Below are 21555 nucleotides of genomic sequence, written 5' to 3'. Positions count from 1 at the left end.
GGGAATCTCCTAGGCGAAGGTTTCAGGGCCGTGTCATACGATACGGTACATAGGATGTTTGGTGATGCTGTTGACGAACAGTATCCTCTGCATTTCTTTGAGCTGGTCGCGCTGCGGTTGGGTGAGATAGTCCTTGCGTACGAGGTCGATGTCGCGTCCGAATGCCCTGCGCAGCTCGTCACGCAGTGCGATGACGTCGATCAGGGGGTTGGCGTCGGGGGAGAAGTGGTAGATGAAATCGATGTCCGAATCGGCTCGTCCCTCGCCTCGTGCCATCGAGCCAAACAGGTAGAGTTCGTCGACGCGGTTGCGCAGCGCAATCGGTTTGGCGATCGCTGCGATATGCTTGGGTGTGGTGCCGCGTGATATGTCATCAAGTGCTTGCTGGTACCGTTCCAGAAAACCTTGCGTGGGATTACCGCGTAGCGCGCGGGACAGCACGGGTGGGCTGACATGCATCGCCTGGGCGACGGAGCTTTGCGAAAACCCGCGTTCTTTGCGGACCTGATCCAGCTGTTCAATAGTTCGCATACCGCCAACATTAGCATAAAAACTAATTTAAAGGCATGTCGGCTGATTTAAGGCCGTACATCGGGTGGCTGTCGTACTAAGGCCGGGAGCAATTTCTGTTTGACTCGCTTTGGCTTCTATTTTATGGTTCTATAACTAAAACAGGTGTTATAAAGGTGAGTCTTGCTCAATATTGACGGAACGTGTGCTGCTCGCCGAACGGCGGGTGTCCCGGTTGTGGAACCAGATTCCCGACGTCATGCGTTGGGACTACATACGGCATTCCATCAGTGAGGAACTGTTCGCCGCCAATGAGATGGAAGGGGTGCGCGGCACTCGCGGGGAAACGCAGAATGCGGTGTCGGTGGCTGAGCAAGCAAGAAAACAGGGCGATGAATCCAGAGCAAGATTCACTCAGTGAGTAGTCAATATGGAGTGTTGAGGAAGCTTCTCTCCGACGAGAGGGGGCGCGTATGCTGTTCTGTATGCACTCTATGCACGATACGAGATCGTCGAAATTCTCGCAATGGAAACCGTGGCTGGCCGGGACGCGACCGCGCACGTTGCCGGCTTCGATCTCGCCGGTGGTAGTGGGGGCGGCCTGCGCGTGGAGTCATATCCGTGTGCTCGGCGTGTGCACCATGAACTATCCGGTTCCGGCGGAATGCGTGGCGAACCGGGCGCTGCTGGGCGAACTGACCGGGCGGTTCTGGCCGGTCGCCGTCCTGTGCACGGTCGTCGCATTGTGCCTGCAGATCGCCGTCAACTTCGCCAACGACTACTCCGACGGCATCCGCGGCACGGACGATGGGCGGTCGGTGCCTGAATCGGCCGTGGCGTCGGCGCAATCGGCACCGCAGCCACAAGCATCATCGCGGTCTCAAGCGTCGGCTCAGCCGATCAATTCAACCGACCTCGCGGCATCGCAATCGCAACCGTCATCCGCGCATTCGATATCCGGCGCGCGGTCCACATCGTCATCCGGCGAACGTCTTCATCCGGCTTCCGCTCCCAAACCGCAACGGCTCGTCGCATCCGGTGTCCCACCGAGGCAAGTCCTCGCCGCCGCCGGCATCGCCGCCGCGATCGCATGCGTCGCCGGGCTCGCGGCAATCCTCATCTCGCATGCCTGGTGGCTGTTCGCGGTCGGCATGCTGAGTCTCCTCGCCGGCTGGTTCTATACCGGCGGCCGTCACCCTTACGGCTACGCGGGATTCGGTGAACTCGGCGTGTTCCTGTTCTTCGGACTGGCGGCCGTGCTCGGCACCGAATACGCACTCGCCGGCACGATCGACCTCATGGGCGTGCTCGCGGCTATATGCTGTGGACTCAACGCGATGCTCCTGCTCATGGTCAACAACCTGCGCGACATCGATTCGGATGCGAGGCATGGCAAACGCACGCTGGCCGTACGACTGGGGGAGCGGGGAGCGCGCGTTGCACTGACCGTGTGCGTCGTGGTCGATTTGCTGCTGTCTCTCGCGATCGTCGCCATGCTGTGGTGGCCGTGGGGCATGATCCTGGCGATTTCCGGCATCGCCGTGCCGCTGCGGATCCTGCGCAGCGTCGAACGGCACGACTATCGGTGGGCGCTCGCCGACGCCGGCTATCAGACGCTGTTCTTCGCGGCTCTGATCGTGGTCTGCGTGCTCGCATCCGGCATCTGACCGCGCCGACCGCGCTGATGGTCACATTGATGACCGTGGCCCTGACCGCGCCGACCGCCCGTTTTTCAGACAAACGCTCGTGTCTGGGCTGACGGGGCGGTAGACTGGGCCGTATGACTTACAAACTAGTACTGCTCCGTCATGGACAGAGCGCATGGAACAAAACCAATCAGTTCACCGGCTGGGTCGACGTCCCGCTGACCGAGCAGGGTGAGGCCGAAGCCAAGCGCGGCGGCGAGCTGCTCAAGGAGAAGAACGTCCTGCCGGACATCGTCTTCACTTCGCTGCTGCGTCGTGCGATCAACACCGCCAACATCGCGCTGGACGCCGCGGATCGTCTGTGGATCCCGGTCGAGCGCAGCTGGCGTCTCAACGAGCGTCACTACGGCGCTCTGCAGGGCAAGAACAAGACCGAGATCCGCGAGGAGTACGGCGACGAGAAGTTCATGCTGTGGCGTCGTTCCTACGCGACCCCGCCGCCCGAGATCGACCCGAACGACCAGTACGCGCAGAACCACGACCCGCGCTACACCGGCGATCCGGTTCCGGAAGCCGAGTGCCTGGCCGACGTCGTCAAGCGTGTCGAGCCGTACTTCAAGTCCGACATCGAGCCGCAGCTCAAGGCCGGCAAGACCGTCCTGATCGCCGCCCACGGCAACTCGCTGCGTGCCATCGTCAAGATGCTCGACAACCTGACCGAGGAAGAGATCGCCAAGGTCAACATTCCGACCGCCATCCCGCTGCTGTACGAGCTTGACGACGACTTCAAGCCGGTTAAGCCGCGTGGCGAGTACCTCGACCCGGAGGCCGCCGCTGCCGGCGCCGCCGCTGTCGCCGCCCAGGGCCAGAAGTGATCTGAGCCGTCGTCGACGGCATCGATCTGATATACAACGTGGGGAGCCGCATTTGTGTGGCTCCCCACGTTGCGTTATGTCGCGTGGCTACAGTGCCGCGGAGCGTGACCGGGAGCGGGGATAACAAAACCAGTGATTTAGGAAAACCGCTATTTTTCAATGGTTTGGAGACCTAGTCTCATCCTTGGGGCGCTCCCGGTCACGCTCCCGGCCATGAAGGCGGTACTGGGAGGAGCGGCGGGATGCGCTGTGGCATCGCGGAAAACATGAAAACCTCCCACAAGGGGAGGTTTTCATGTTCATAAAGCCGCTGACGATTGATCGAACGATCAGTCGACGGCGCCGTCCTCGTCGCGGGTCGGCTCCTTGCTCGGGTCAAAACCCGAGACGATGAACACCACGCGGCGCGCGGCGGACACGGCGTGATCGCCGAGACGCTCCATGAAGCGGCCGAGCAGCACCACGTCGATCAGCTGCTGCTTGGTGCCCTTCCAATCGTCGGACAGCGTCAGCTCGAAGGTCTTGTGGTGCAGCTCGTCGAGCTTGTCGTCGTTGCGGATGATGCGGTCGGCGATCTTCGCGTCACGGTCGGCCAGCATGGCGACAACGTTGTCGGCGGTCTCGTCGAGGAAGTCCTGCATCTGCTTGAAGATGTCCTTCGCCTCCTCCGGCAGCGGGGACTCCGGGTATGCGCGGCGGGCCGATTCGGCGATGTGACGGGCCAGATCACCCATACGCTCGAACGTCGCGGCCAGACGCAGCGTGGAGACAACCACGCGCAGGTCGGTGGCGACCGGGGTCTGCTTGGCGAGCAGCTTGACGCACTGGTCGATCACGCTGGATTCAAGGGCATCGATCTCGATGTCGCCGTCGATCACGGCCTGCGCCGCTTCGACATCGGTGTCCAGCAGCGCCTTGCCCGCGCCGTTGATGGCCTTGCGAACATCCTTGGCCATGCGGTCGAGGTCGTCGGCGACGGCCTTCATCTCCTCGTTAAAGATAACGCGCATTGTTGTGCCTTTCCTTTCAACACTTCTGCAACCTATACCAGTGTATTAGCCGTATCGCACGTTTCTCAACAACGTAGCGATAAAGCCATGCGACGTTTAGGCATTGTTCACGGAATCGTTCACCTTGCATTCATCTGCCCGGCATGTCGTTAGCCTTCACAGTCGCGATGTGGGAGAATGGAGCCTATGCCCGAAAACCTGCGAACCATCATCGTGTTTGTGCCGTTCTCCATCATGGGACTGGGATTGGTGACCTTGGTGGTGTTCTGGATCTACGATCTGATCCGTCCACTGTTCGACAATCGGTTCGTTGGCAAGGATGATCAGGACGGGACGGATGACGGGAACGGACGGCGCGATCGCGGCGGCGAGCATGCCGGCTCGGTGCCGCAGCGGATCGTCTCATGGTTTCATGCGGTGTTTCGCAGGAGGGTTGACGACGATGCCGAGACCGAGGATCTTGGCGAAGACACGAACGCTTTGCTGGCGATGCTGCCCGAGGCAACGGTCGTGATCAACGACCAAGACGAGGTGATCCGCGCGAATCCGGATGCATACACGCTCGGCGTGGTCGACGACGAGTCGATCATCAGCGACGAGGTGCGTGACGCGGTGCGCGAGGTGCGTCGCGCCGGCGGACGCAAGCAATTCGATCTGACCACGCACACGCGCGAGCAGGACAGTCCCGATGCGCCGGTGAAGGTGCGCGGCGTGGTGCGCCCGAACTGGCTGAAGGTGACGGTCGGCAAGGTCGGTGATTTTGTGGTCGTGCTCATTGATGACGTGAGTGAGGCGATCCGGTTCGCTCAGGTGCGCGACTCGTTCATCAACAATGTGTCCGAACAGCTGCTCAAGCCGTCGCAGGCGTTGGAACAGCTTGCCGATTCGCTGGCGAACGATGCGCTGGACGCCGAACAGGTGTCGTGGCATGCGCATCAGGTGCGTTCGTCGTGCGACCGGCTCAACCGCATGGTGGCTGATCTTATGCTGCTCATCAAGGCGCAGGAGCCGATCGCGCCGTCCTCGGCGAACCGTCTGAACATGATGGAGCAGGTGCGGCTGGCCTGCGAACGGTTGCATGCCGACAGCGAACGGTACGGCGTTGCCGTCAACATATCCGGTGATGACTCGCTGACCGTGAACGGCGACGCGGAACAGGTCACCGCGGCCATATCGAAGCTCGTGCGCAACGCGCTCGTGTATTCGCCGGCCGGTGGCACGGTGAACGTTGCGGTATCCCGGTCGGAGAACGGTTCGCAGGCGGTGGTCGAGGTGGTCGACCAAGGCGTGGGTATCGCCAAGGACGAGCAGACACGTATTTTCGAGCGGTTCTACCGCGGCGGCAATCAGACGTTGCGTTCGCGCGACGGCATCGGATTGGGATTGGCGATCGTCAAGCACGTCGCGCTCACTCATCACGGCAATGTGACGGTATGGAGCGTGCCCGGCAGCGGCAGCACGTTCACGTTCTCGCTGCCGCTGGCACAGTAGGCTGGTGAATCACACGCCGAGACGGCGGTAGTCCCAGCGGTCGAAATGCTCCCAGATCAGCATCATCACGCCGATCACCGTGCCGGCCGCGCATACGATCAGCCAACGCAGCACCGGCAGATCGAGGAACAGCAGAACCGCGCACACGATCAGCGCCACGCACCATATCGCCGTGCCGATCAGGAACGTCTTGCGCAGATCGACGCGCACGGGCTTGGGAGCCGGACGGCAGGCGTCCGGATTGATGATCGGTGCGAATTTCATATCGTGCACTCTACCGCGAACCCGTTACCGTGGCGGATATGGTGTCATTTCGACCGAGCGCAGCGAGTGGAGAAATCTCTTGCCGACGGTGGATATGAAAGATTTCTCGACTCGGCTTCGCCTCGCTCGAAATGACAGGCGACGAGGATATGGAGTCAGTCGGCGAGATGTTCGACAACGTAGTCAACGCACTGCGTGAGCGCGGCCACGTCGGACGGCTCGACCGAGGGGAACACGCCGATGCGCAGCTGGTTGCGGCCCAGCTTGCGGTATCCGGACGTATCCACGATGCCGTTCTCGCGCAACGCGGCCACGACCTGATTCGCGCTGACGGCATCGTCCAGATCGATGGTCACCACCGAATGCGAACGCGCGTTTGCATCGGCAACAAACGGCTGCGCGTACTGCGAACGTTCGGCCCAGTCATACAGCAGTGACGCGGACTTCGCGCACCGTGCGGCCGCCCAAGCCAGTCCGCCGTTGTCGTTGAGCCAACGCACCTGATTCTCCAGCATGACCAGCGTGGCCACGGCCGGCGTATTCAGCGTCTGATCCTTGCGCGAATTGGCGATCGCCGAGGTCAGCGACAGGAACGGCGGCACCCAGCGGCGCGCACCGTCCAGCTTCGCGCCCTGCTCCACGCTGGCGGCGCGCTCGACCGCAGCGGGGGAGAGCACCGCGATCCACAGGCCGCCGTCCGAGCCGAACGCCTTCTGCGGGGAGAAATAATAGGCATCCGTTTCGGCGACGTCCACCGGCAGCGCACCGGCCGCCGATGTGCCGTCCACCAGCGTGATCGCGCCCTGCTCAAGCGAGCCGGCCACGCGCTGCACCGGGGCCGCTACGCCGGTCGACGTTTCGTTGTGCGCCCAGCAATACGCGTCCGCATCCTCGGTGAACTCAGGCAGACGATACGTGCCCGGCTCGCCCTCGTAGACCACGGGATCCTCCAGGAACGGCGCATTGGCCGCCGACGCGGCGAACTTCGCGCTGAACGAGCCATATGCGCCGAACGCGGCGCGCCGTGAGATCAGCGAGGCGCAGGCCATGTCCCAGAACGCGCTCGCGCCGCCGTTGCCCAGCGCGATCTCATAGCCGTCCGGTGCGTGGAAGAACGCCGACAGGCCCTCGCGGATCGAGGCGACCACCTGCTTGACCGGGGTCTGGCGGTGCGAGGTGCCGAGCAGCGTCCGCGCGCCGGCCTGCAGGGCGTCGACCTGTTCGCCGCGGATCTTGCTCGGGCCGGAACCGAACCGACCGTCCTCGGGCAACATGGACTGGGGGATGATAATCGTATTGGCCATGCCCCTCAGCCTAGCCGTCGACTCGGATTCGGGGCAGAATCGTCCGTTGTGCGAAACGCCGGCGACGCCGCCGCGCCGGTTCGACGAGACGTCCGGCCGTACGAGGGAACGGGGGAGTTGACCGCGCCTTGGGGTAAGGTGCAGGGATGGAGCGGAAGCATAGGCTTTTTCGCTGATGATTGATAATTCGCACAACGGCAGACAGGCAAGGAGCGTACCGTATGAGGCATGGAGCCCACAAGGCGCACAAGGCTACGCCGCAGTATCTTCAGCTGGCGCAGTCGCTGTTTGCCTCGAGCCGCGGCTCGCATTCGCCGCGCAACGTGCGCGCGGTGCAGCTCGCCAACGGCGGTGCGATCCTCGGCCTTGATCAGGCGCTCGCCGACAAGCTCAACGAAGTCGCCCCGCAATCCCGTCGCGCCATCCGCGAGGCGGCGCGTGCGGCCGAACGTCGTTCCGCATTCGTGACGTCCGCGTCCCTGGCCGCACTGGTCGGTGCCGCCGCCAGTGCGATCGCCGTCGCCAATCCGAACGTGCTGGATCTCGCCGATGCGGATCCGGCAACCACCACTACGCAGCTCAAGCCGGTCGTCGCCAGCGAGAGCGGCTCTGATACCGCCTCGGCGTCGCGTTCGGAAAGCCGTACGCCGCTGAGCGAGCTGTCTTCCGCCTCTTCCGCGAACTCCGCCGACGGTGCGTCCCAGCAGACCGCCAACGAGGGCGATTGGGGTCTGGACAGCGGTACCGCCTCGCTGGACGTTGACAGCATGTCCAAATCCATTGCGGACAACGCCGTGGTTGCGGCGCTGATGGATCAGGATGCGGACGCGCTGCCGGAAGGTTTCAACCCGAACCATGCGACCGGCGAGAACGGCGGCAATGCCTACCCGTGGGGCCAGTGCACGTGGTACGCCTACAACCGGCGCGTGGAGCTCGGCCTGCCGGTCGGCTCGTATTTCGGCAACGGTGCGGATTGGGCCGATGCAGCGCGCACGTTCGGCTACTGGGTCGATTCGACCGCGCGTCACGTCGGCGACGTGGTCGTCTTCCAGCCCGGACAGCTGAACGCCGATTCGTATTACGGCCATGTCGCGGTCGTCGAGAAGATCCACAAGGACGGCTCGATCGAGGTGTCCGAATCCAACGTCAAGGGTCTCGGCGTGATCTCGACACGTACGATCAGCGCGACCGACGCGGCGCAGCTGCAGTTCATCCACTACTGATTCATCCACTACTGATCGCTGACATTTCTGATTCCGACAGACAAGCCGCCAGACAAATTCCAGACAGACTGTTCGTGGCTGGTTGTCCGTGGCGATCGCTTGTGCCGTATGGTCTGACCGCTCGTCTGATCGATCGTCGCGTATTTTTCGGATCTGCGGCGGAATGGTGACCGGACGATGTGTGATGTTCGCGACTTTACTGGGCGTTATCTTGGCGATTCCTGAACAAGTCGGACATTTGGATAGATCCCGTAGTAGTGTCGCTTGGTGATGAATATTAAACGTAATGTATCTGTGATTGTCGCCGTCGCGGCGTTGTCGGGCATGGCCTGTGTTGCGGTCGCCCCTGCCGCGTTCGCCGCCGATGCGGCTGGAACCGTCACCTCGTCTCGCTCGTTCCCGAAGGCTCAGGTGGTGCGTAAGGATCTGCTGGCCGAAGCGACCTCCACGTCGGTGAATGACGATGCGAACTGGGGCAGCACCGAGAACCTCGATGTGCCGCAGACCCAGTCCCAGGCTGAGAAGGACGCCGCCGCGGCCAAGGCCGCCGAGGAACAGGCCGCCAAGGAGGCAGCCGAAGCCGCCGCGCAGGCCGCTCAGGAGGCTGCTGCGGCTCAGGCGGCCGCCGCCAGCCGTTCGTCCGAGCGCGAGTCCATCTCCAACGACTCGTCCTCTCAGTCCACGTCTTCTTCCGATTCGTCCACGTCCACTGGCGAGGCCGCCGGCTCCGCCGCAAGCACGTCGGCCGTCACCTCGGCCAGCGCCGAGGCGCTTGTTTCGTATGCCACCCAGTTCGTCGGCGCGCCGTACGCCGCCGGCGGCAACACGCCCAGCGGCTGGGACTGCTCCGGCTTCGTGCAGTACGTGTTCGCCCAGTTCGGCATCAGCCTGCCGCGATCGTCCGGAGCGCAGGCCACGGTGGGCACCGCGGTCGCCAGCATCGCCGAGGCACAGCCCGGCGACATCCTCGCCAACGGCACCCACGCCGCCATCTACATCGGCAACGGTCTGGTCGTCAACGCGCTCAACCCGTACCAGGGCACGCAGATCACCGGCCTGGGCGTGTTCACCAGCGGCTACTCCATCCGACGGGTTCTCTGATCATTCCGATCGTCACGACCATCCGGCATTACGTTTAGGTCCAGACACCAACGCGAACGGCATCCGATTTCGGATGCCGTTTTGTGTTTTTTCCCACGTTTTTCCGCGTGGGGAAACACGCGATTTGTGTGTTTGACGGGTATTGTTAAGTGATGAGGGCGGTGCATAGATGCACCAAACGACGTAAGGAGGTCGTCATGATCAACGACAAGGCAATTCTCGTGGGCGTCGATGGCTCGCACGCCAGTTACAAGGCCACATGGTGGGCTGCGAACTACGCCAAGCATGCCGGACTCACGCTGCAGATCGTCTGCGCATACTCCCTGCCCAGCTACGCCGCGGTATCGTTCGATGCCACCTATACCGCGATGGGCGACGACAACGCCGCGCATTCCGACGCACAGGAGATCCTGTCCAAGGCCAAGGCCATCGCCGACGAGCAGGGCGTGGAGGCCGCCACGCTGATCGTCACCGGAGACCCGGCGTCCGTGTTCGTCGAACTGTCGCGCAACTACAACCTGATCGTCATCGGCAACCGCGGCAAGGGCGGACTGGCCGAGCGGCTCCTCGGCACGACGTCGTCGTCGCTGCCGGCGTACGCGTACTGCCCGATCGTCGTCGTGCCGTACACCGACGACGACGGCAACCTGATGCACCTGAACAACACGATCACCAAGGTCGCGGTCGGTTCCGACGAATCCAAGTGGGGCTTGAAGGCGCTCGAGATCGCGGCTGCGTTCGCGGACACGTGGGGCGCGGAGCTCGACGTGATCTCCGCCGTGCCGAAGATCCAGGGCATCGACGGTGAGGAGGGCGTGATCGAGTCCTACAAGGAGGATCTTGACGTGCGCCTGAAGCCGATCGTGGAGGCGCATCCGGGACTCAAGGTCAACAAGCAGGTCGTGCCCGGTTCCGCGGTGAACGCGCTGACCAAGGCTAGCTGGGACCACGACGTCGTGGTCGTCGGTTCGCGTGGCCGCGGCGGCTTCACTGGTCTGCTGCTCGGTTCGACCAGTCAGGGACTGCTGCAGCACGCCGTGACGCCGGTGTACGTGGTGCCGCGCAAGTACGTGGAGGCTGCGGAAAGCCGCCTCGACACGGTGCCGAGCTCGCCGGCCGAAGTGCCGACCAAGTCGCTCGACGAGATCAGCGGCGTTGAGGAGGTCGCGGTGCCGACCGCCGAGCCGGAGGTCGCCGCGAAGATCGAGGCCAAGATCGACCCCGACCGTCAGTAGGCCGTTCATCAGTAGATAGCGATTGCCCGGATGCGTCGCGCTGAGGTATCTCTCTTGGCGCAACACATCCGGGCAATTGTGGTTGATCGCCGAGAATAGTTGCGCTGAGATAGCGTCAGTGCAACTATTCCCGGATTGTCAGCAGTGCCGCCGGCAAGACCGACGGTGAGATGAGATCAATCGGCGATATCAGTGACGGATCGTCACGTTCATGCGCACGGGGGTCTCCTGCACGTAGGTGTGCTTGACCGTGCAGCCCTTGTCGATGTGGCGGGTGACGCGCTCCTTGAGCTTCTCGGCATCCTCGTCGGACAGGTTCGCATCCGTCGCGTCCACGACCACCTGCTCGTCGAAGCTGGTGTACGCGTCGCCTTCCGGATCATACTGGCCGTCGACCACGATCCTGGCGCCCTTGCCCTCGCCGAGCGTGTGCTCGACCGCGAACTCGCTTGACAGCGCGGCGCAGCCGGCCAGCGCGATCTTCATCAGATCGCCCGGCGTGAACACGCCCTTGCCCTTGCCGAACTTGATGTGCGCGCCATCGTCGCTGAACGCGTCCCACGAACCGTCCTTGTTGCGCTCGACCCACAGTCGCTTGCCCATAGTGTCCTCCTTGGAGTCCATGCCCACCGCGCCGCGCCGATCGCGTCGCGTCGTCACCATCCAATCTAGCCCACCCGAGCCGCGGTCCGCACACGATCGTCCAGCAGCGATATCCGTCCAATGCCGACGGGCATGTATGCTGGAACGCATGGCTTTGACACCTGAACAGCTCGCAGACATCCGCACCCGCATCCCGGCCCGACCGGCCACCGACATTCCCATGCCGTATGAGGACCTCGTGCGCAAGATCCTGACTGAAGGCACGCTCAAGTCCGACCGCACCGGCACCGGCACGATCTCCTTGTTCGGCCAGCAGATCCGTTTCGACCTGTCCGGTGGCGACTTCCCGCTGCTGACCACCAAAACCGTGTTCTTCAAGGGACTCGCGTACGAACTGCTGTGGTTCCTCAAGGGCTCGAGCAACGTGCGCTGGCTGCAGGAGCACAACGTGCACATCTGGGACGAATGGGCCGACGAGAACGGCGACCTCGGCCCGGTCTACGGCGTGCAGTGGCGCAGCTGGCCCGCGCCCACGCCCGAGGATCCGAATCGCACCATCGACCAGATCTCGAACGTGCTCGACCTCATCAAACATCATCCCGACTCGCGCCGCATGATCGTCACCGCATGGAACCCGGCCGAGGTCGACCAGATGGCCCTGCCGCCGTGCCACGCGCTGTTCCAGTTCTACGTGGCCGACGGTCGCCTGAGCTGCCAGCTGTACCAGCGCTCGTGCGACATGTTCCTCGGCGTGCCGTTCAACATCGCCTCGTATTCGCTGCTCACGTTGATGATGGCGCAGCAGGCCGGACTTGAGCCGGGCGAGTTCGTGTGGACGGGCGGCGACTGCCACGTCTACGACAACCACATCGACCAGGTGCTCGAACAGCTCGGCCGCGAGCCGTATCCGTACCCGCAGATCAGGATCCGCAAGGCCGACTCGCTGTTCGACTACGACTACAGCGACTTCGAGATCGTCGGCTACCAGCATCATCCGACGATCAAGGCGCCGGTGGCGGTGTGACCGGTGGCCGTGCCGGCCGTGCGGACGTCCGCCGCGTCGCGGTGTGACGTATCCGACATTCCGCGCCCGTCCCGCCGCCGCGTCGCGGTGTGACCGTACACTTGTCCCCAGTCCTAACCCCAAGGAGTGAGTGAAATGGAGCATGACAGTAGCCGCAGTGGCTATCACGAACCCGAGCCCGGAATCGCCGGGCTTGAGAGCGGGGAGGATTGGGGTGACGATTTCCCCAAGACCTTCTCGGTGAACCTGATCTGGGCCGAGGCGCACGACAAGGAAGGTCATGACGGCGCCATCGGTTTCCAAGGCGGCATGCCGTGGCATCTGGCCGAGGATATGAAGCATTTCAAGGAGCTGACCGTCTCGCATCCGGTGATCATGGGCCGCAAGACCTGGGAATCGCTGGATCCGAAGTACCGTCCGCTGCCGAACCGCGACAATATCGTCGTCTCGCATGACCCGCAGTACCGTGCGCTCGGTGCGACCGTGGCCGAAAGCCTGGACGATGCGATGGATTATGCGCGTCAGGAGGCGATTCCCGACGACGGCATGGACCGCAGCGAGATCTGGGTGATCGGCGGGGCGCAGCTGTTCCGCGAGGCGCTGCCGTTGGCCTCGAAGGCGTATGTGACGCTGCTCAAGGCCAAGGTCGACGCGGACACCTACGCGCCGGACGTGCGCGATCTGGTCGATCTTGGCCTGTGGCGCGTCGCCGACGAAAGCCATTGGATGAAGCCGGCCAAGCATGAGGACGGCATCGAGGCGTATCGTTTCGTGACCTACGAGAAGACGCGCTGACCGAAAGCCGACTGTACTCGACAGTAAGTCAGGCTGTATCTGACCGTAGTCGGTTGGTGCCGTTCGTCGCTGATCGTCACCGATCATCGTCGATCATGTACCGACCGATGCCGACCGTGATCGACGGTTCGTGACCGTATCCGATCGCGGTCTTACCCATCCCAGACCGAAATTGCGCGTCACCGCGCCGACCGAAAGCAGTATCGATGACCAGCAACCACCTGTACACCGTGATGACCGTCTGCACCGGCAACATCTGCCGGTCGCCGATGGCCGAGATCATCCTGCGCGCCGAATTCGAGTCGCGCGGACTCGCCGACCGCGTGCGCGTCATGTCCAGCGGCGTGTCCGACGAGGAGTACGGCAACCCGATCGACCGCCGCGCCGTGCGTGTGCTGCGCGCCGACGGCTATGAGATCCCCGCGCACCACTTCGCGCACCGCATCACGCGCGAGGAGATCAACGAAAGCGACCTGTTCCTGCCGATGACCGCGTCGCACATGCGCGCGCTGCTGCGCCAACTGCCGGCCGAGAAGCGCTCCGAAGTGCACATGTACCGCAGCTTCGACCCGAACCTGCCCAAGCCGGCGGCCGGACGCGAGGACGAGATCGATCTGGTTGACCCGTGGTACGGCGGCCCGCACGAGTTCCAGGTCGCGATCGACCAGATCAAGGAAGTCGCGCCGTACATCGTCGACTGGGTCGAGGCGCGGCTGGAGGCGTAGCTCGGGCCGTCGGCACTGCCTATCGTTTCGGCGGAGTATGATCCCCGGTATCTGTCGTTTCGATCGAGCGCAGCTTTTCATTCCTGTCATTTCGACCGAGCGCGGTTTTCTTATTGTCATTTCGACCGAGCGTAGCGAGCGGAGAAATCTTTCCAACGGATTCCCGCTCGCTTTGTGATATTTGCGACATCGATTCTGCACTATTGCCCGCAGCAAAGTCTTGACATTTGTAGCCGCATCCCCGTATCGTGTGAACGTGTCAAGCACGGGGGCTCGCGTGGCGAGCTGAGAGGGATGCGCCAGCATCCGACCGTCGAACGTGATCCGGGCAATACCGGCGAACGAAGTCCTTGAACGTCGTCTGGACTGCGCGCGCCGCGTGTGCTCGCCGGTCTATCGGCCCTTCTGCCGCGTCGCCCTCGCTTGAAGACAACGACAAGAAAGCGAGAGAGATTATGTCTACTGATTCCAAGACTCCGGCCGCGCGTCCGTCGCTGCGCTGGAGCGTCGCCGACATCACCGTCGCCGCCGTCATCGCCGTCGCATCCGGCGTGATCTTCTGGGGTGCGGGCATCGTCACGCAGCCGCTCGAGGCCGTGTTCACGTTCCTGCCCGGCTCCGACGCGCTGCTGTGGGGCCTGTACTACTTCGCCGGCCCGCTGGCCGCCATCATCGTGCGCAAGCCGGGCGCCGCGCTGTTCGCCGAAGTGATCGCCGCGCTCGTCGAAGCGCTGCTCGGCAGCCACTGGGGCGGTCTCGGCACCCTCATCCCGGGCCTCGTGCAGGGTCTGGCCGCCGAAATCGTCTTCCTCATCTTCGCGTACAAGGCGTGGAACCTCGCCGTCACCGTGCTCTCCGGCGCGGCCGCCGGTTTCGCCGGCATGGCCGTCTCGTGGGTCATGTACTACCTGAGCTACGACGCATTCTTCATCGTCACCGCGTTCGTGTGCAGCACGATCTCCGGCATCATCTTCGCCGGCGTGATCGCGTGGTTCCTGTACCAGGCGCTCGCCAAGACCGGCGCGCTCGACCGCGTGGCCGGTGGCCGCGACGCCGCCGCGCTCGTGTGAGCTGTCGGTTGGCTGACGGATCGGCCGTCCGACACGGCCGATGCGATTGATTGACTGAACGGTGACCTGTGATCGATATCGCGGGTCACCGTTTTTGATATGAAGGAGATGTTCGTTGGAGAACCTGTCGCCGAACATGCGGCATGATGCCGCGCTGATGGATACGTTCGCATCGCTGCTGTCCGATGCGCACTGCCATGCCGACGACGCGCGGTTCGTCGCCGTGCAGCGCACGTACGGTGTGAGTTCGGTGATCAGCTGCGCGAACGGCGACCAATGGCGGCATACGTTGTCATGGATCGACGGTGCGGCGGATGGTGACGAGACCGGCGGCGGTGCACGGACAGGGCCGAGTATTGATTCGATCGACGATCGCGCCGTGCCGGAAGCGCCGGGCGCGGTCGATGCGCGGCCGGACATTCGCGTCAGCTTCGGCATCCATCCGTGGGACGCGAACCGGTATCGCATCGAGGATGCGTTGCCGTATCTCGAACAGGCCGCGATCATCGGCGAGATCGGACTCGACGGCGAGTGGACCGACGTGCCGCTGGCCGACCAGCTGACCGCATTCGCAGCGCAGCTCGACTACGCGAGCCGGCTCCGCAAACCGGTCATCCTGCACACCAAGTCGCGCGAACGCGAAGTGCTGGAACTGATCCGGAAGTATCCGAATCGGTACATGGTGCACTGGTATGCGTGCGATCGTTGGCAGGATGAATATCTCGGCATGGGCTGCTACATGTCGATCGGACCGGATGTGACAGCCGACGAATCGGTGCGCTCGCTGGCGCGGCGGATTCCTGACGACCGGCTGCTTGTGGAAAGCGACGGGCTGGAGTCGCTGACATGGGCGTTGGGCCGCGAGTACGGCGTGGATGATTACGTTGGCGCACTGATCGACTTGCTGCGAACGTTGGCGGCGATTCGGGCCGGCGGGTCGTGCGGCGACGGTTGTGACGATCGGCGTGACGGTCGGTTCGGAAACGGGCCGACCGACGATGAGCCGCGACCTGACGGTCGGCTTGCGCATGATCGGCTGGAGACGGCGGCGATCGGTCTTGCGGCGCTGACCCGACGCAACCTGGCGGCGTTCTGCGCGCCTATTCCAAGCCGGCCGCTATAAATAATCCCATGACTATCGAAGAATCAACCGCCGATCAGACGCCGGACGCTCCGGGTGTGGCATCGGCTGCGTCGGACACGCAGGAACGCCCTGCGCTGTACGGCCGCAAGGTGCTCTCGTTCGTGCGCCGTTCCGCACGGCTCGACGACCGTTTGCAGCGTGCATGGGATACGTTTGCAGACACGTACCTGCTCGACATCAACGCGCGCGAAGGCTCTTTGGATGTGCGTGAAGGGCTGCGGGTCGACGCGGATTTCGTGCGCGGGACGTGGGGCAACGACCATCCCTTGATCGTGGAGATCGGCAGCGGTCAGGGCGAGAACGTGGTCGCCGCCGCGGCCGCTCGTCCGGACGTGAATTTCCTGGCGCTGGAGGTGTACGATCCGGGCGTGGCGCACACGCTGCTGCTGGCCGGCAAGCAAGGTCTTGCCAACCTTCGCATCGCGCAGGTGAACGCGCCCGAGCTGTTCAAGGCGTGCGACCCGGGCGTGCTGGCCGAGGTGTGGACGTTCTTCCCCGACCCGTGGCCGAAGATGAAGCACCACAAGCGGCGCATCGTGCAGCCGGAACTGGCCGGCGACGTGCGGCGCGCGCTGGCGGACGGGGGAATGTGGCGCATCGCCACCGACATCGAGGACTATGCGCTGCACGTGCACGAGGTGATGGACGGCGTGGAGGGTTTTGCGAACGTCGGCTCGCTGACCGTGAGCCTGCCGACCGGGCACGTGGGCAAGGGCAATGCCGATACTGCGGCCGACCTGCCGCACGCTGACTTCCGCGAATCGGAACGGTTCGACGGTCGCGTGCTCACCAACTTCGAGAAGAAGGGCCTGGCCGCGGGCCGTGTGATCCACGACTTCACGTACAGGGCCGTGTGAGTTCGCCGGAAGGCGGACACGCTGGCCGGAAACTGGAGCGCCGGCGGATCGTACTTGATGACGGTCGATCCGCCGGCGCCTTGGTATATAGAGAGCTGAAAAGCCCGAAATTCCAACGATCGGAGCGTGTGATGCCGTCGTGGAGCCATGGCGACACGCCGATTTGCGCAACTCCGTGGTCTCGCGTATTATCAATCGAGTTGTTCGCCCCCATCGTCTAACGGTTAGGACACCAGACTTTCAATCTGACAACGAGAGTTCGACTCTCTCTGGGGGTACTCACCGGCTCCGGGTTCCACGAGGTATCGTGGCCCGGAGCCTTTTGTTTCCAACGGTTTCAGGCCGCCAGCTTGGCCTTCAGTTGCTCGCACAGGAAACCCGGCGGTGGCCACTGCCACCAAAGATGCACCTCCGTCACTGCTCATTCCGCGCATCATCTGCTCGTACATCGACGCATCCAGCAGGGAGAGCGGGGGGACGTTGAAGAATTCCGCCACTGCGGCGATGTCCTGGATGGTCCAGGAAGTCTTGCCGGTCATCTTCGCGGACACGGCGCCCCTCTTCAGCCCCAGTGCCGCGCAAAGTGACTGCTGGGTCATCCCGCGGCCGGTCAGCTGCATGTTGACGTTCCAGATGAATACCCTCTGCAGGTAGTCGCCGAGTCCATTGGATTCGGGCAATGGTTCGATTTTTGCCATATCAAGTCCTTTCAGATTGGAGTTGTCCAATATCGATGGACATAATCCTACAACAATGATTTGCTGCTGTGCAAGTTTCTTGATATATTGTCTATTGTGAATGGACTGACGGCAAAAATAATGGATTCTCCGATGCGTCGCTATATGACGGCGGCGGGTCTGAGCTGCCGAGACCTCGCGAGGGAGATGGGTACGTCCAAATCCTCGGTCGCGGGAAAGGTCAACGGCTCGATACCGTGGCAGCAGTCCGACCTGATCTGGCTGGCCATTCACCGAAACCTGTCCCCTGGGTATGTGCTCGGCATCGACGCCTATCTCACGGATGGCGGGTGGAAACCCGAAACGAGAATCCCCGGACCGGCTGGAACCCGGCGCGGGGATTGAACGGCAACAACCATGGAGCCGCGGGCGCGCATATCCGCCAAGATCAGACGCCCGTCGTTCCGATTCCCCGAAGGAGGGTCATCGCCATGACCGATTCTACCAATACCGCCGGCATTCGCCCGGCATCCGTCTTCGAGCCTAATCGCCAGCGCGACGCCGCGCGGCGGACGACGCGGGCCGGCGGCAAAGTCGATCTGCGCATCGCGAAGGCGCATGTGCTGTCCATGCTCGCCCACCCGTCCCGGGGCTCGCGCCGCTGAGGCGCGCGTCCGCGGACCGTTTCCCCGATACCGGCCGAACCATGTGGTGGCTGGTCGTTGCCGCCGTGTGCGTGTCCGGCGGCGTTCTCTCGTATGCGTTGTGCCGCGCCGCCCGTCTGGGCGACGACATCGGCGCGAGGCTGCGCGAACGCCGCGAAGAGGACCCGGAGCATGACGGCGGGAAGGTCGAACGATGAGCAGCAGAGCCGAGAACTGGGCATGGGAGCGCGACGACGTCAAGGGCATCACCAAGTTCGTGCTGGTGTACCTGGCCCGCCGCGCCTACTACGACGATGGCGCCGCCGCGTGGCCGAGCGTGGAGACCATCGCGTTCAACTGCGGGTGCTGTGAGCGCACCGTGATCCGTTCGTTGCAGGAGTTGGAGCGCAAGGGCTACATCAGGCCCGGCGATCAGGAGATGTCGGCGCGCAACCCGCGCACGCGCAAGCCGATCGCCAAGGGACACCGCTCGCGCGTGTGGGACGTCGTCATGGACGGCGACCACGCCGCCGAGAACATCGAGGAGAAGCCCAGGAATCTGGACGCGCTGGCGGAAGGCGACGGAAAATCGAATCCAGACAAGGACAATTTGTCACCCGACGGATTGTCACCCGAACCGAAGGGCGTGGAGCCGAGGACAAATTGTCCCGGAATCTTGGACAGAAAGTCACCCAATAGACAAGTGATAAACAATTCTCCCCTCATCCCCTTCGGGGATGCTCCCCTCAACGCCGAACAAGCCCCCACGAAGACCGAACCCGTTCCGGCGACCGATTGGGGCAAGGCCCTGCCTCCAAGGGGCTGCAGGAACCCGCTATGGGTGCCCGAACCCGGCAAGCTGCCCGAGCCGGTCACGGAACGCGCCGGCCAGGAGGTGCGCGTGCTCGACGGCATCCGCCGGCGCATGCTCGCCGTGGACCAGAGGTTCGATGTTCCGGCGACCATGGCCGACCGCAAGGCCGTCCACTCGCTGCTGATCGATCGCCCGTACGGCGAGATCGTCGCGACGATGGACTGGGCGTACCGCAACCGCTACTGGCTGCCCCGGCTCACCAGCGGCGCCAGGTTCGCCGCGAACTACGTGCAGCTGCGACTGGAAATGCTCACCCATCCCGATCCGACGGGCAAGCGGGCGTCAGACGCCCCGCTGCCGGTCGTCAAGGACCCCAACCGGGCGATACCGGTCAGCTCGTCGTCCGCAAGCCGCGTGCCGATCTACGGGGCGGCGCTGCTGCGCACCTCGCTGTGTCAGGAACACATCGAAGGCGCCATCTCGCAGGAGGCGTGCCCGGTATGCGCGTACGACAAACGCAACCACGCCACCCACGACGTCGCCGGGCACCGCAAGACGAAAGCCGTTGCACCGGAGGAGGCGGTGCGGCCATGAGCGGGGACGGGCAGCGTCTTGAGGCGTGGAAGAAGGCCGGCGAATGCCGCGACTTCCCGCAACCATGGTCCGACTACCTGTGGTCGCTGGAGTTCGAGCACCGTCCCGGCGACGCGAAGGCGTTCCACTCGGTCGCCAAGGCCGTGTGCGAACGATGCCCGGTACGCGCCGAATGCCTGGCCTACGCGGCCAGCGGCGGACTTGAATGGGGCGTGTACGGCGGCAAGGTGTGCACCGACCGGCGCAGGATCGCGCGCATGGCCGAAGCCGACGGCGTCCCCTGCCGGGACCGCGGCCTGCCGTGGCCGCAACGCTGGCGGCTGCTCACGGACTGGATACGCGCCCACCGGAACGTGTTCGACGAAGCCACCGACGAGGCCAGCGCCGAACGCCAGCAACGACGCCTGCGCGCACGGGGGCAGGACGGCCGATCGCCCCGCCCCGCATGAGCCGTCAGGCAATCAAACATTCAAACAAGCAGGAATCCAAGCAATCAGACAAGCAGACAATCAGGCGGCCGACTGATCAGGTTCGCGTGATCGCCGGCAGTCGCAAAGGAGAAGAACGAATGCGCATCGCCATAGCCAACGCCAAGGGCGGGGTCGCGAAGACCACGTCCAGCATCTACATCGCCTCGGTCATCGTTTCCAGGGGCGGCAGTGCCGTCGTGTACGACGCGGACCCGCAGTCCAGCGCGAGCCTGTGGGCCGCCGCCGCTGAACAGACCGCGGACCCGCTGACGTTCGACGTGCTTCCGGCCAACCAGGCCACGCTCCGTCAGCTCGCCGCGGGAGCGGACCCGGACGAATGGGCGATCATCGACGCGCCGCCGCAGGGGCCGACCCTGGACATGGCCATCAAGGCCGCCGATTTCGTAATCGTGCCGGCGTCGGACTCGCCCATGGACCTCCAGCAGGCATGGAGCACCCTCGACATGGCCAGGATGAGCACGCCAGCCGCGCTGCTGCTGGTCAAGGCCGAACGCAACACGAAGGCGTTCCGCGACACCATGGACGCACTCAACGCCATGGACACGCCCCGGTTCGACACGATCGTGCCGAAGGCTCAGTCCTACAAGCGTTCGCTCGGCACCAACCCGCACCAGCTGGGCGAATACCGGGACCTCGTCACCGAACTCCAGCAGATCGCCGGAAAGCAGGAGTGAGACCATGCAGGGCAACTACCAGCCACTGGCACGGCCGGTGCCGTTCGACGACGTGCTGCGTCAGCAGAACAAGACCTCCAAGACCACGGGCGAACCGCTGGTCATGCTCTCATTGCGCATACCCGTGTCGCTCAAGACCCGGCTCAAGACCACGGCCGCCGCGCACGGATTGCCCATGCAGCAGCTCCTGCGCGACGCCATCGAACGCGAGCTCGACCGGCTCGACGGCGACGATGAGCCGTGACCCGTCAGACAATCAAGCAATCAAGCAATCCGACAATCCAGCAAGCAAACAAGCCAACAACCAAACGTTCAGGCAGTCAAACATGCAGACGCGATCCGGCAAGCCGGCGCGTCTGCGGAAAGGAGACACTATGGACTATTCGATGGAGGTCTCCGTGCTCGGCGACCGGATCAGCATCGGCGAGGAGGCGCACGTCATCACCCTCGGCGTGAACACGGGATTCCCCGCGGGCTCCACGACGGGACTGGCGTACACGCTCGCGCCATTGCAGGCCCGCGTGTTCGGCGCGCAGATGCGCGCGGCCGCGGACTCCGCGGAGGGGCATCCGGGCATGCCATCCGACGAGGAGGTGAACGCGGCGGCGAAGGTGTTCTGCGGCGGCGTGTGGAACGGGTTCGATCCCGCCAGCATGATGCCGACCGAACAGTTCGACCGGTTCTGGGGCGACGGCGAGGGACACCAGCTCTACCTGGAGATCGCGCGCCACGCGCTCATCGCCGCCCGCATGTCCATCCTCGCCGGGCAAAACGAAAGCTGACA

25 protein-coding genes, 1 tRNA gene, 1 pseudogene and 1 riboswitch are annotated in these 21555 nt (G+C 63.8%); of the genes and pseudogenes, 22 read left to right on the top strand and 5 right to left on the bottom strand.

What is annotated here, in order from left to right:
• Positions 1 to 33: 33 nt before the first annotated feature.
• Positions 34 to 531 (bottom strand): nucleotidyltransferase domain-containing protein, encoded by a 498-nt coding sequence (locus JS541_RS00875; RefSeq protein WP_214372426.1) that lies wholly within the window; start codon positions 529 to 531, stop codon positions 34 to 36.
• A gap of 166 nt (positions 532 to 697) precedes the next feature.
• Here JS541_RS00875 and JS541_RS00870 point away from each other — a divergent pair.
• The 3 genes and pseudogenes from JS541_RS00870 to JS541_RS00860 form a co-directional block, all read left to right on the top strand.
• Positions 698 to 928, top strand: a pseudogene (locus JS541_RS00870) (Fic family protein); the annotation flags it as partial.
• 76 nt (positions 929 to 1004) lie between these two features.
• Entirely contained in the window at positions 1005 to 2177 is a 1173-nt protein-coding gene (menA, locus tag JS541_RS00865; RefSeq protein ID WP_236036977.1) for a 1,4-dihydroxy-2-naphthoate octaprenyltransferase, read from the top strand.
• A gap of 113 nt (positions 2178 to 2290) precedes the next feature.
• Positions 2291 to 3031, top strand: coding sequence for a phosphoglyceromutase (locus JS541_RS00860; RefSeq protein ID WP_152358234.1), 741 nt, complete (start codon positions 2291 to 2293; stop codon positions 3029 to 3031).
• A gap of 329 nt (positions 3032 to 3360) precedes the next feature.
• On the opposite strand, the gene phoU is transcribed toward JS541_RS00860, so the two are convergent.
• Positions 3361 to 4041, bottom strand: a complete 681-nt coding sequence (gene phoU, locus JS541_RS00855; RefSeq protein ID WP_214372425.1) for a phosphate signaling complex protein PhoU — start codon at positions 4039 to 4041, stop codon at positions 3361 to 3363.
• 186 nt (positions 4042 to 4227) lie between these two features.
• On the opposite strand from phoU, the gene JS541_RS00850 reads away from it, so the two are divergent.
• Positions 4228 to 5532: an ATP-binding protein gene (locus JS541_RS00850; protein ID WP_240539190.1), complete on the top strand. Its 1305-nt coding sequence runs from the start codon at positions 4228 to 4230 to the stop codon at positions 5530 to 5532.
• Positions 5533 to 5541: 9 nt separating this feature from the next.
• On the opposite strand, the gene JS541_RS00845 is transcribed toward JS541_RS00850, so the two are convergent.
• On the bottom strand, positions 5542 to 5796 hold the full coding sequence (locus JS541_RS00845) for a DUF2530 domain-containing protein (protein WP_214372424.1): 255 nt from the start codon (positions 5794 to 5796) through the stop codon (positions 5542 to 5544).
• A 155-nt stretch (positions 5797 to 5951) separates the two neighbouring features.
• Positions 5952 to 7100, bottom strand: a complete 1149-nt coding sequence (gene serC, locus JS541_RS00840; RefSeq protein WP_214372423.1) for a phosphoserine transaminase — start codon at positions 7098 to 7100, stop codon at positions 5952 to 5954.
• Positions 7101 to 7321: 221 nt separating this feature from the next.
• On the opposite strand from serC, the gene JS541_RS00835 reads away from it, so the two are divergent.
• From JS541_RS00835 to JS541_RS00825, 3 genes are all read left to right on the top strand, one after another.
• Complete coding sequence (locus JS541_RS00835) at positions 7322 to 8323, top strand: CHAP domain-containing protein (RefSeq protein WP_214372422.1); 1002 nt, start codon at positions 7322 to 7324, stop codon at positions 8321 to 8323.
• Positions 8324 to 8593: 270 nt separating this feature from the next.
• Entirely contained in the window at positions 8594 to 9424 is an 831-nt protein-coding gene (locus JS541_RS00830; protein ID WP_214372421.1) for a C40 family peptidase, read from the top strand.
• A gap of 197 nt (positions 9425 to 9621) precedes the next feature.
• Positions 9622 to 10659: a universal stress protein gene (locus tag JS541_RS00825; protein ID WP_214372420.1), complete on the top strand. Its 1038-nt coding sequence runs from the start codon at positions 9622 to 9624 to the stop codon at positions 10657 to 10659.
• 189 nt (positions 10660 to 10848) lie between these two features.
• Here the strand turns inward: JS541_RS00825 and JS541_RS00820 are convergent, their stop codons facing one another.
• Entirely contained in the window at positions 10849 to 11262 is a 414-nt protein-coding gene (locus JS541_RS00820; protein ID WP_214372419.1) for an OsmC family protein, read from the bottom strand.
• Positions 11263 to 11482: 220 nt separating this feature from the next.
• Here JS541_RS00820 and JS541_RS00815 point away from each other — a divergent pair, with 220 nt between their 5' ends.
• The 15 genes from JS541_RS00815 (at position 11483) to JS541_RS00745 (ending at position 21553) form a co-directional block, all read left to right on the top strand.
• A complete protein-coding gene (locus JS541_RS00815; protein WP_214372747.1) occupies positions 11483 to 12286 on the top strand; it encodes a thymidylate synthase in 804 nt (267 codons plus the stop codon).
• A 135-nt stretch (positions 12287 to 12421) separates the two neighbouring features.
• Positions 12422 to 13081, top strand: coding sequence for a dihydrofolate reductase (locus JS541_RS00810; protein WP_214372418.1), 660 nt, complete (start codon positions 12422 to 12424; stop codon positions 13079 to 13081).
• A 206-nt stretch (positions 13082 to 13287) separates the two neighbouring features.
• The gene (locus tag JS541_RS00805; RefSeq protein ID WP_214372417.1) at positions 13288 to 13806 is read left to right on the top strand and encodes a low molecular weight protein-tyrosine-phosphatase; all 519 of its coding nucleotides are present in this window, start codon (positions 13288 to 13290) and stop codon (positions 13804 to 13806) included.
• A gap of 256 nt (positions 13807 to 14062) precedes the next feature.
• A riboswitch (TPP riboswitch) is annotated at positions 14063 to 14170 on the top strand.
• Positions 14171 to 14261: 91 nt separating this feature from the next.
• Positions 14262 to 14876, top strand: coding sequence for an ECF transporter S component (locus tag JS541_RS00800; protein WP_214372416.1), 615 nt, complete (start codon positions 14262 to 14264; stop codon positions 14874 to 14876).
• Positions 14877 to 14991: 115 nt separating this feature from the next.
• Entirely contained in the window at positions 14992 to 15999 is a 1008-nt protein-coding gene (locus JS541_RS00795; protein ID WP_214372415.1) for a TatD family hydrolase, read from the top strand.
• An 8-nt stretch (positions 16000 to 16007) separates the two neighbouring features.
• Positions 16008 to 16877: a tRNA (guanosine(46)-N7)-methyltransferase TrmB gene (trmB, locus tag JS541_RS00790; protein WP_214372414.1), complete on the top strand. Its 870-nt coding sequence runs from the start codon at positions 16008 to 16010 to the stop codon at positions 16875 to 16877.
• A gap of 206 nt (positions 16878 to 17083) precedes the next feature.
• Positions 17084 to 17155 (top strand) — tRNA-Glu (locus JS541_RS00785).
• A 552-nt stretch (positions 17156 to 17707) separates the two neighbouring features.
• On the top strand, positions 17708 to 17959 hold the full coding sequence (locus JS541_RS00775) for a hypothetical protein (protein WP_223847824.1): 252 nt from the start codon (positions 17708 to 17710) through the stop codon (positions 17957 to 17959).
• Between the two features lie 86 nt (positions 17960 to 18045).
• A complete protein-coding gene (locus JS541_RS00770) occupies positions 18046 to 18219 on the top strand; it encodes a hypothetical protein (RefSeq protein ID WP_165775776.1) in 174 nt (57 codons plus the stop codon).
• A 41-nt stretch (positions 18220 to 18260) separates the two neighbouring features.
• Positions 18261 to 18416 carry a hypothetical protein gene (locus JS541_RS00765; RefSeq protein WP_165784788.1) on the top strand — a complete coding sequence of 52 codons (156 nt, stop codon included), beginning with the start codon at positions 18261 to 18263 and terminating at the stop codon, positions 18414 to 18416.
• Complete coding sequence (locus tag JS541_RS00760; protein ID WP_214372413.1) at positions 18413 to 19606, top strand: helix-turn-helix domain-containing protein; 1194 nt, start codon at positions 18413 to 18415, stop codon at positions 19604 to 19606. The genes JS541_RS00765 and JS541_RS00760 overlap by 4 nt, the downstream gene beginning before the upstream one ends.
• A complete protein-coding gene (locus JS541_RS00755) occupies positions 19603 to 20055 on the top strand; it encodes a WhiB family transcriptional regulator (RefSeq protein ID WP_214372412.1) in 453 nt (150 codons plus the stop codon). The genes JS541_RS00760 and JS541_RS00755 overlap by 4 nt, the downstream gene beginning before the upstream one ends.
• Before the next feature lie 119 nt (positions 20056 to 20174).
• A complete protein-coding gene (locus JS541_RS00750) occupies positions 20175 to 20771 on the top strand; it encodes a ParA family protein (protein ID WP_164514793.1) in 597 nt (198 codons plus the stop codon).
• A 4-nt stretch (positions 20772 to 20775) separates the two neighbouring features.
• Entirely contained in the window at positions 20776 to 21015 is a 240-nt protein-coding gene (locus JS541_RS14700; RefSeq protein WP_033892026.1) for a hypothetical protein, read from the top strand.
• A 130-nt stretch (positions 21016 to 21145) separates the two neighbouring features.
• Positions 21146 to 21553: a transcriptional regulator gene (locus JS541_RS00745; RefSeq protein ID WP_214372411.1), complete on the top strand. Its 408-nt coding sequence runs from the start codon at positions 21146 to 21148 to the stop codon at positions 21551 to 21553.
• Positions 21554 to 21555 lie beyond the last annotated feature (2 nt).

The organism is Bifidobacterium sp. SO1 (assembly GCF_018555335.1).
GTDB lineage: Bacteria > Actinomycetota > Actinomycetes > Actinomycetales > Bifidobacteriaceae > Bifidobacterium > Bifidobacterium simiiventris.
The sequence above is the reverse complement of the archived record's forward strand: the minus strand, read 5'-3'. Positions and strand labels throughout refer to the sequence as shown.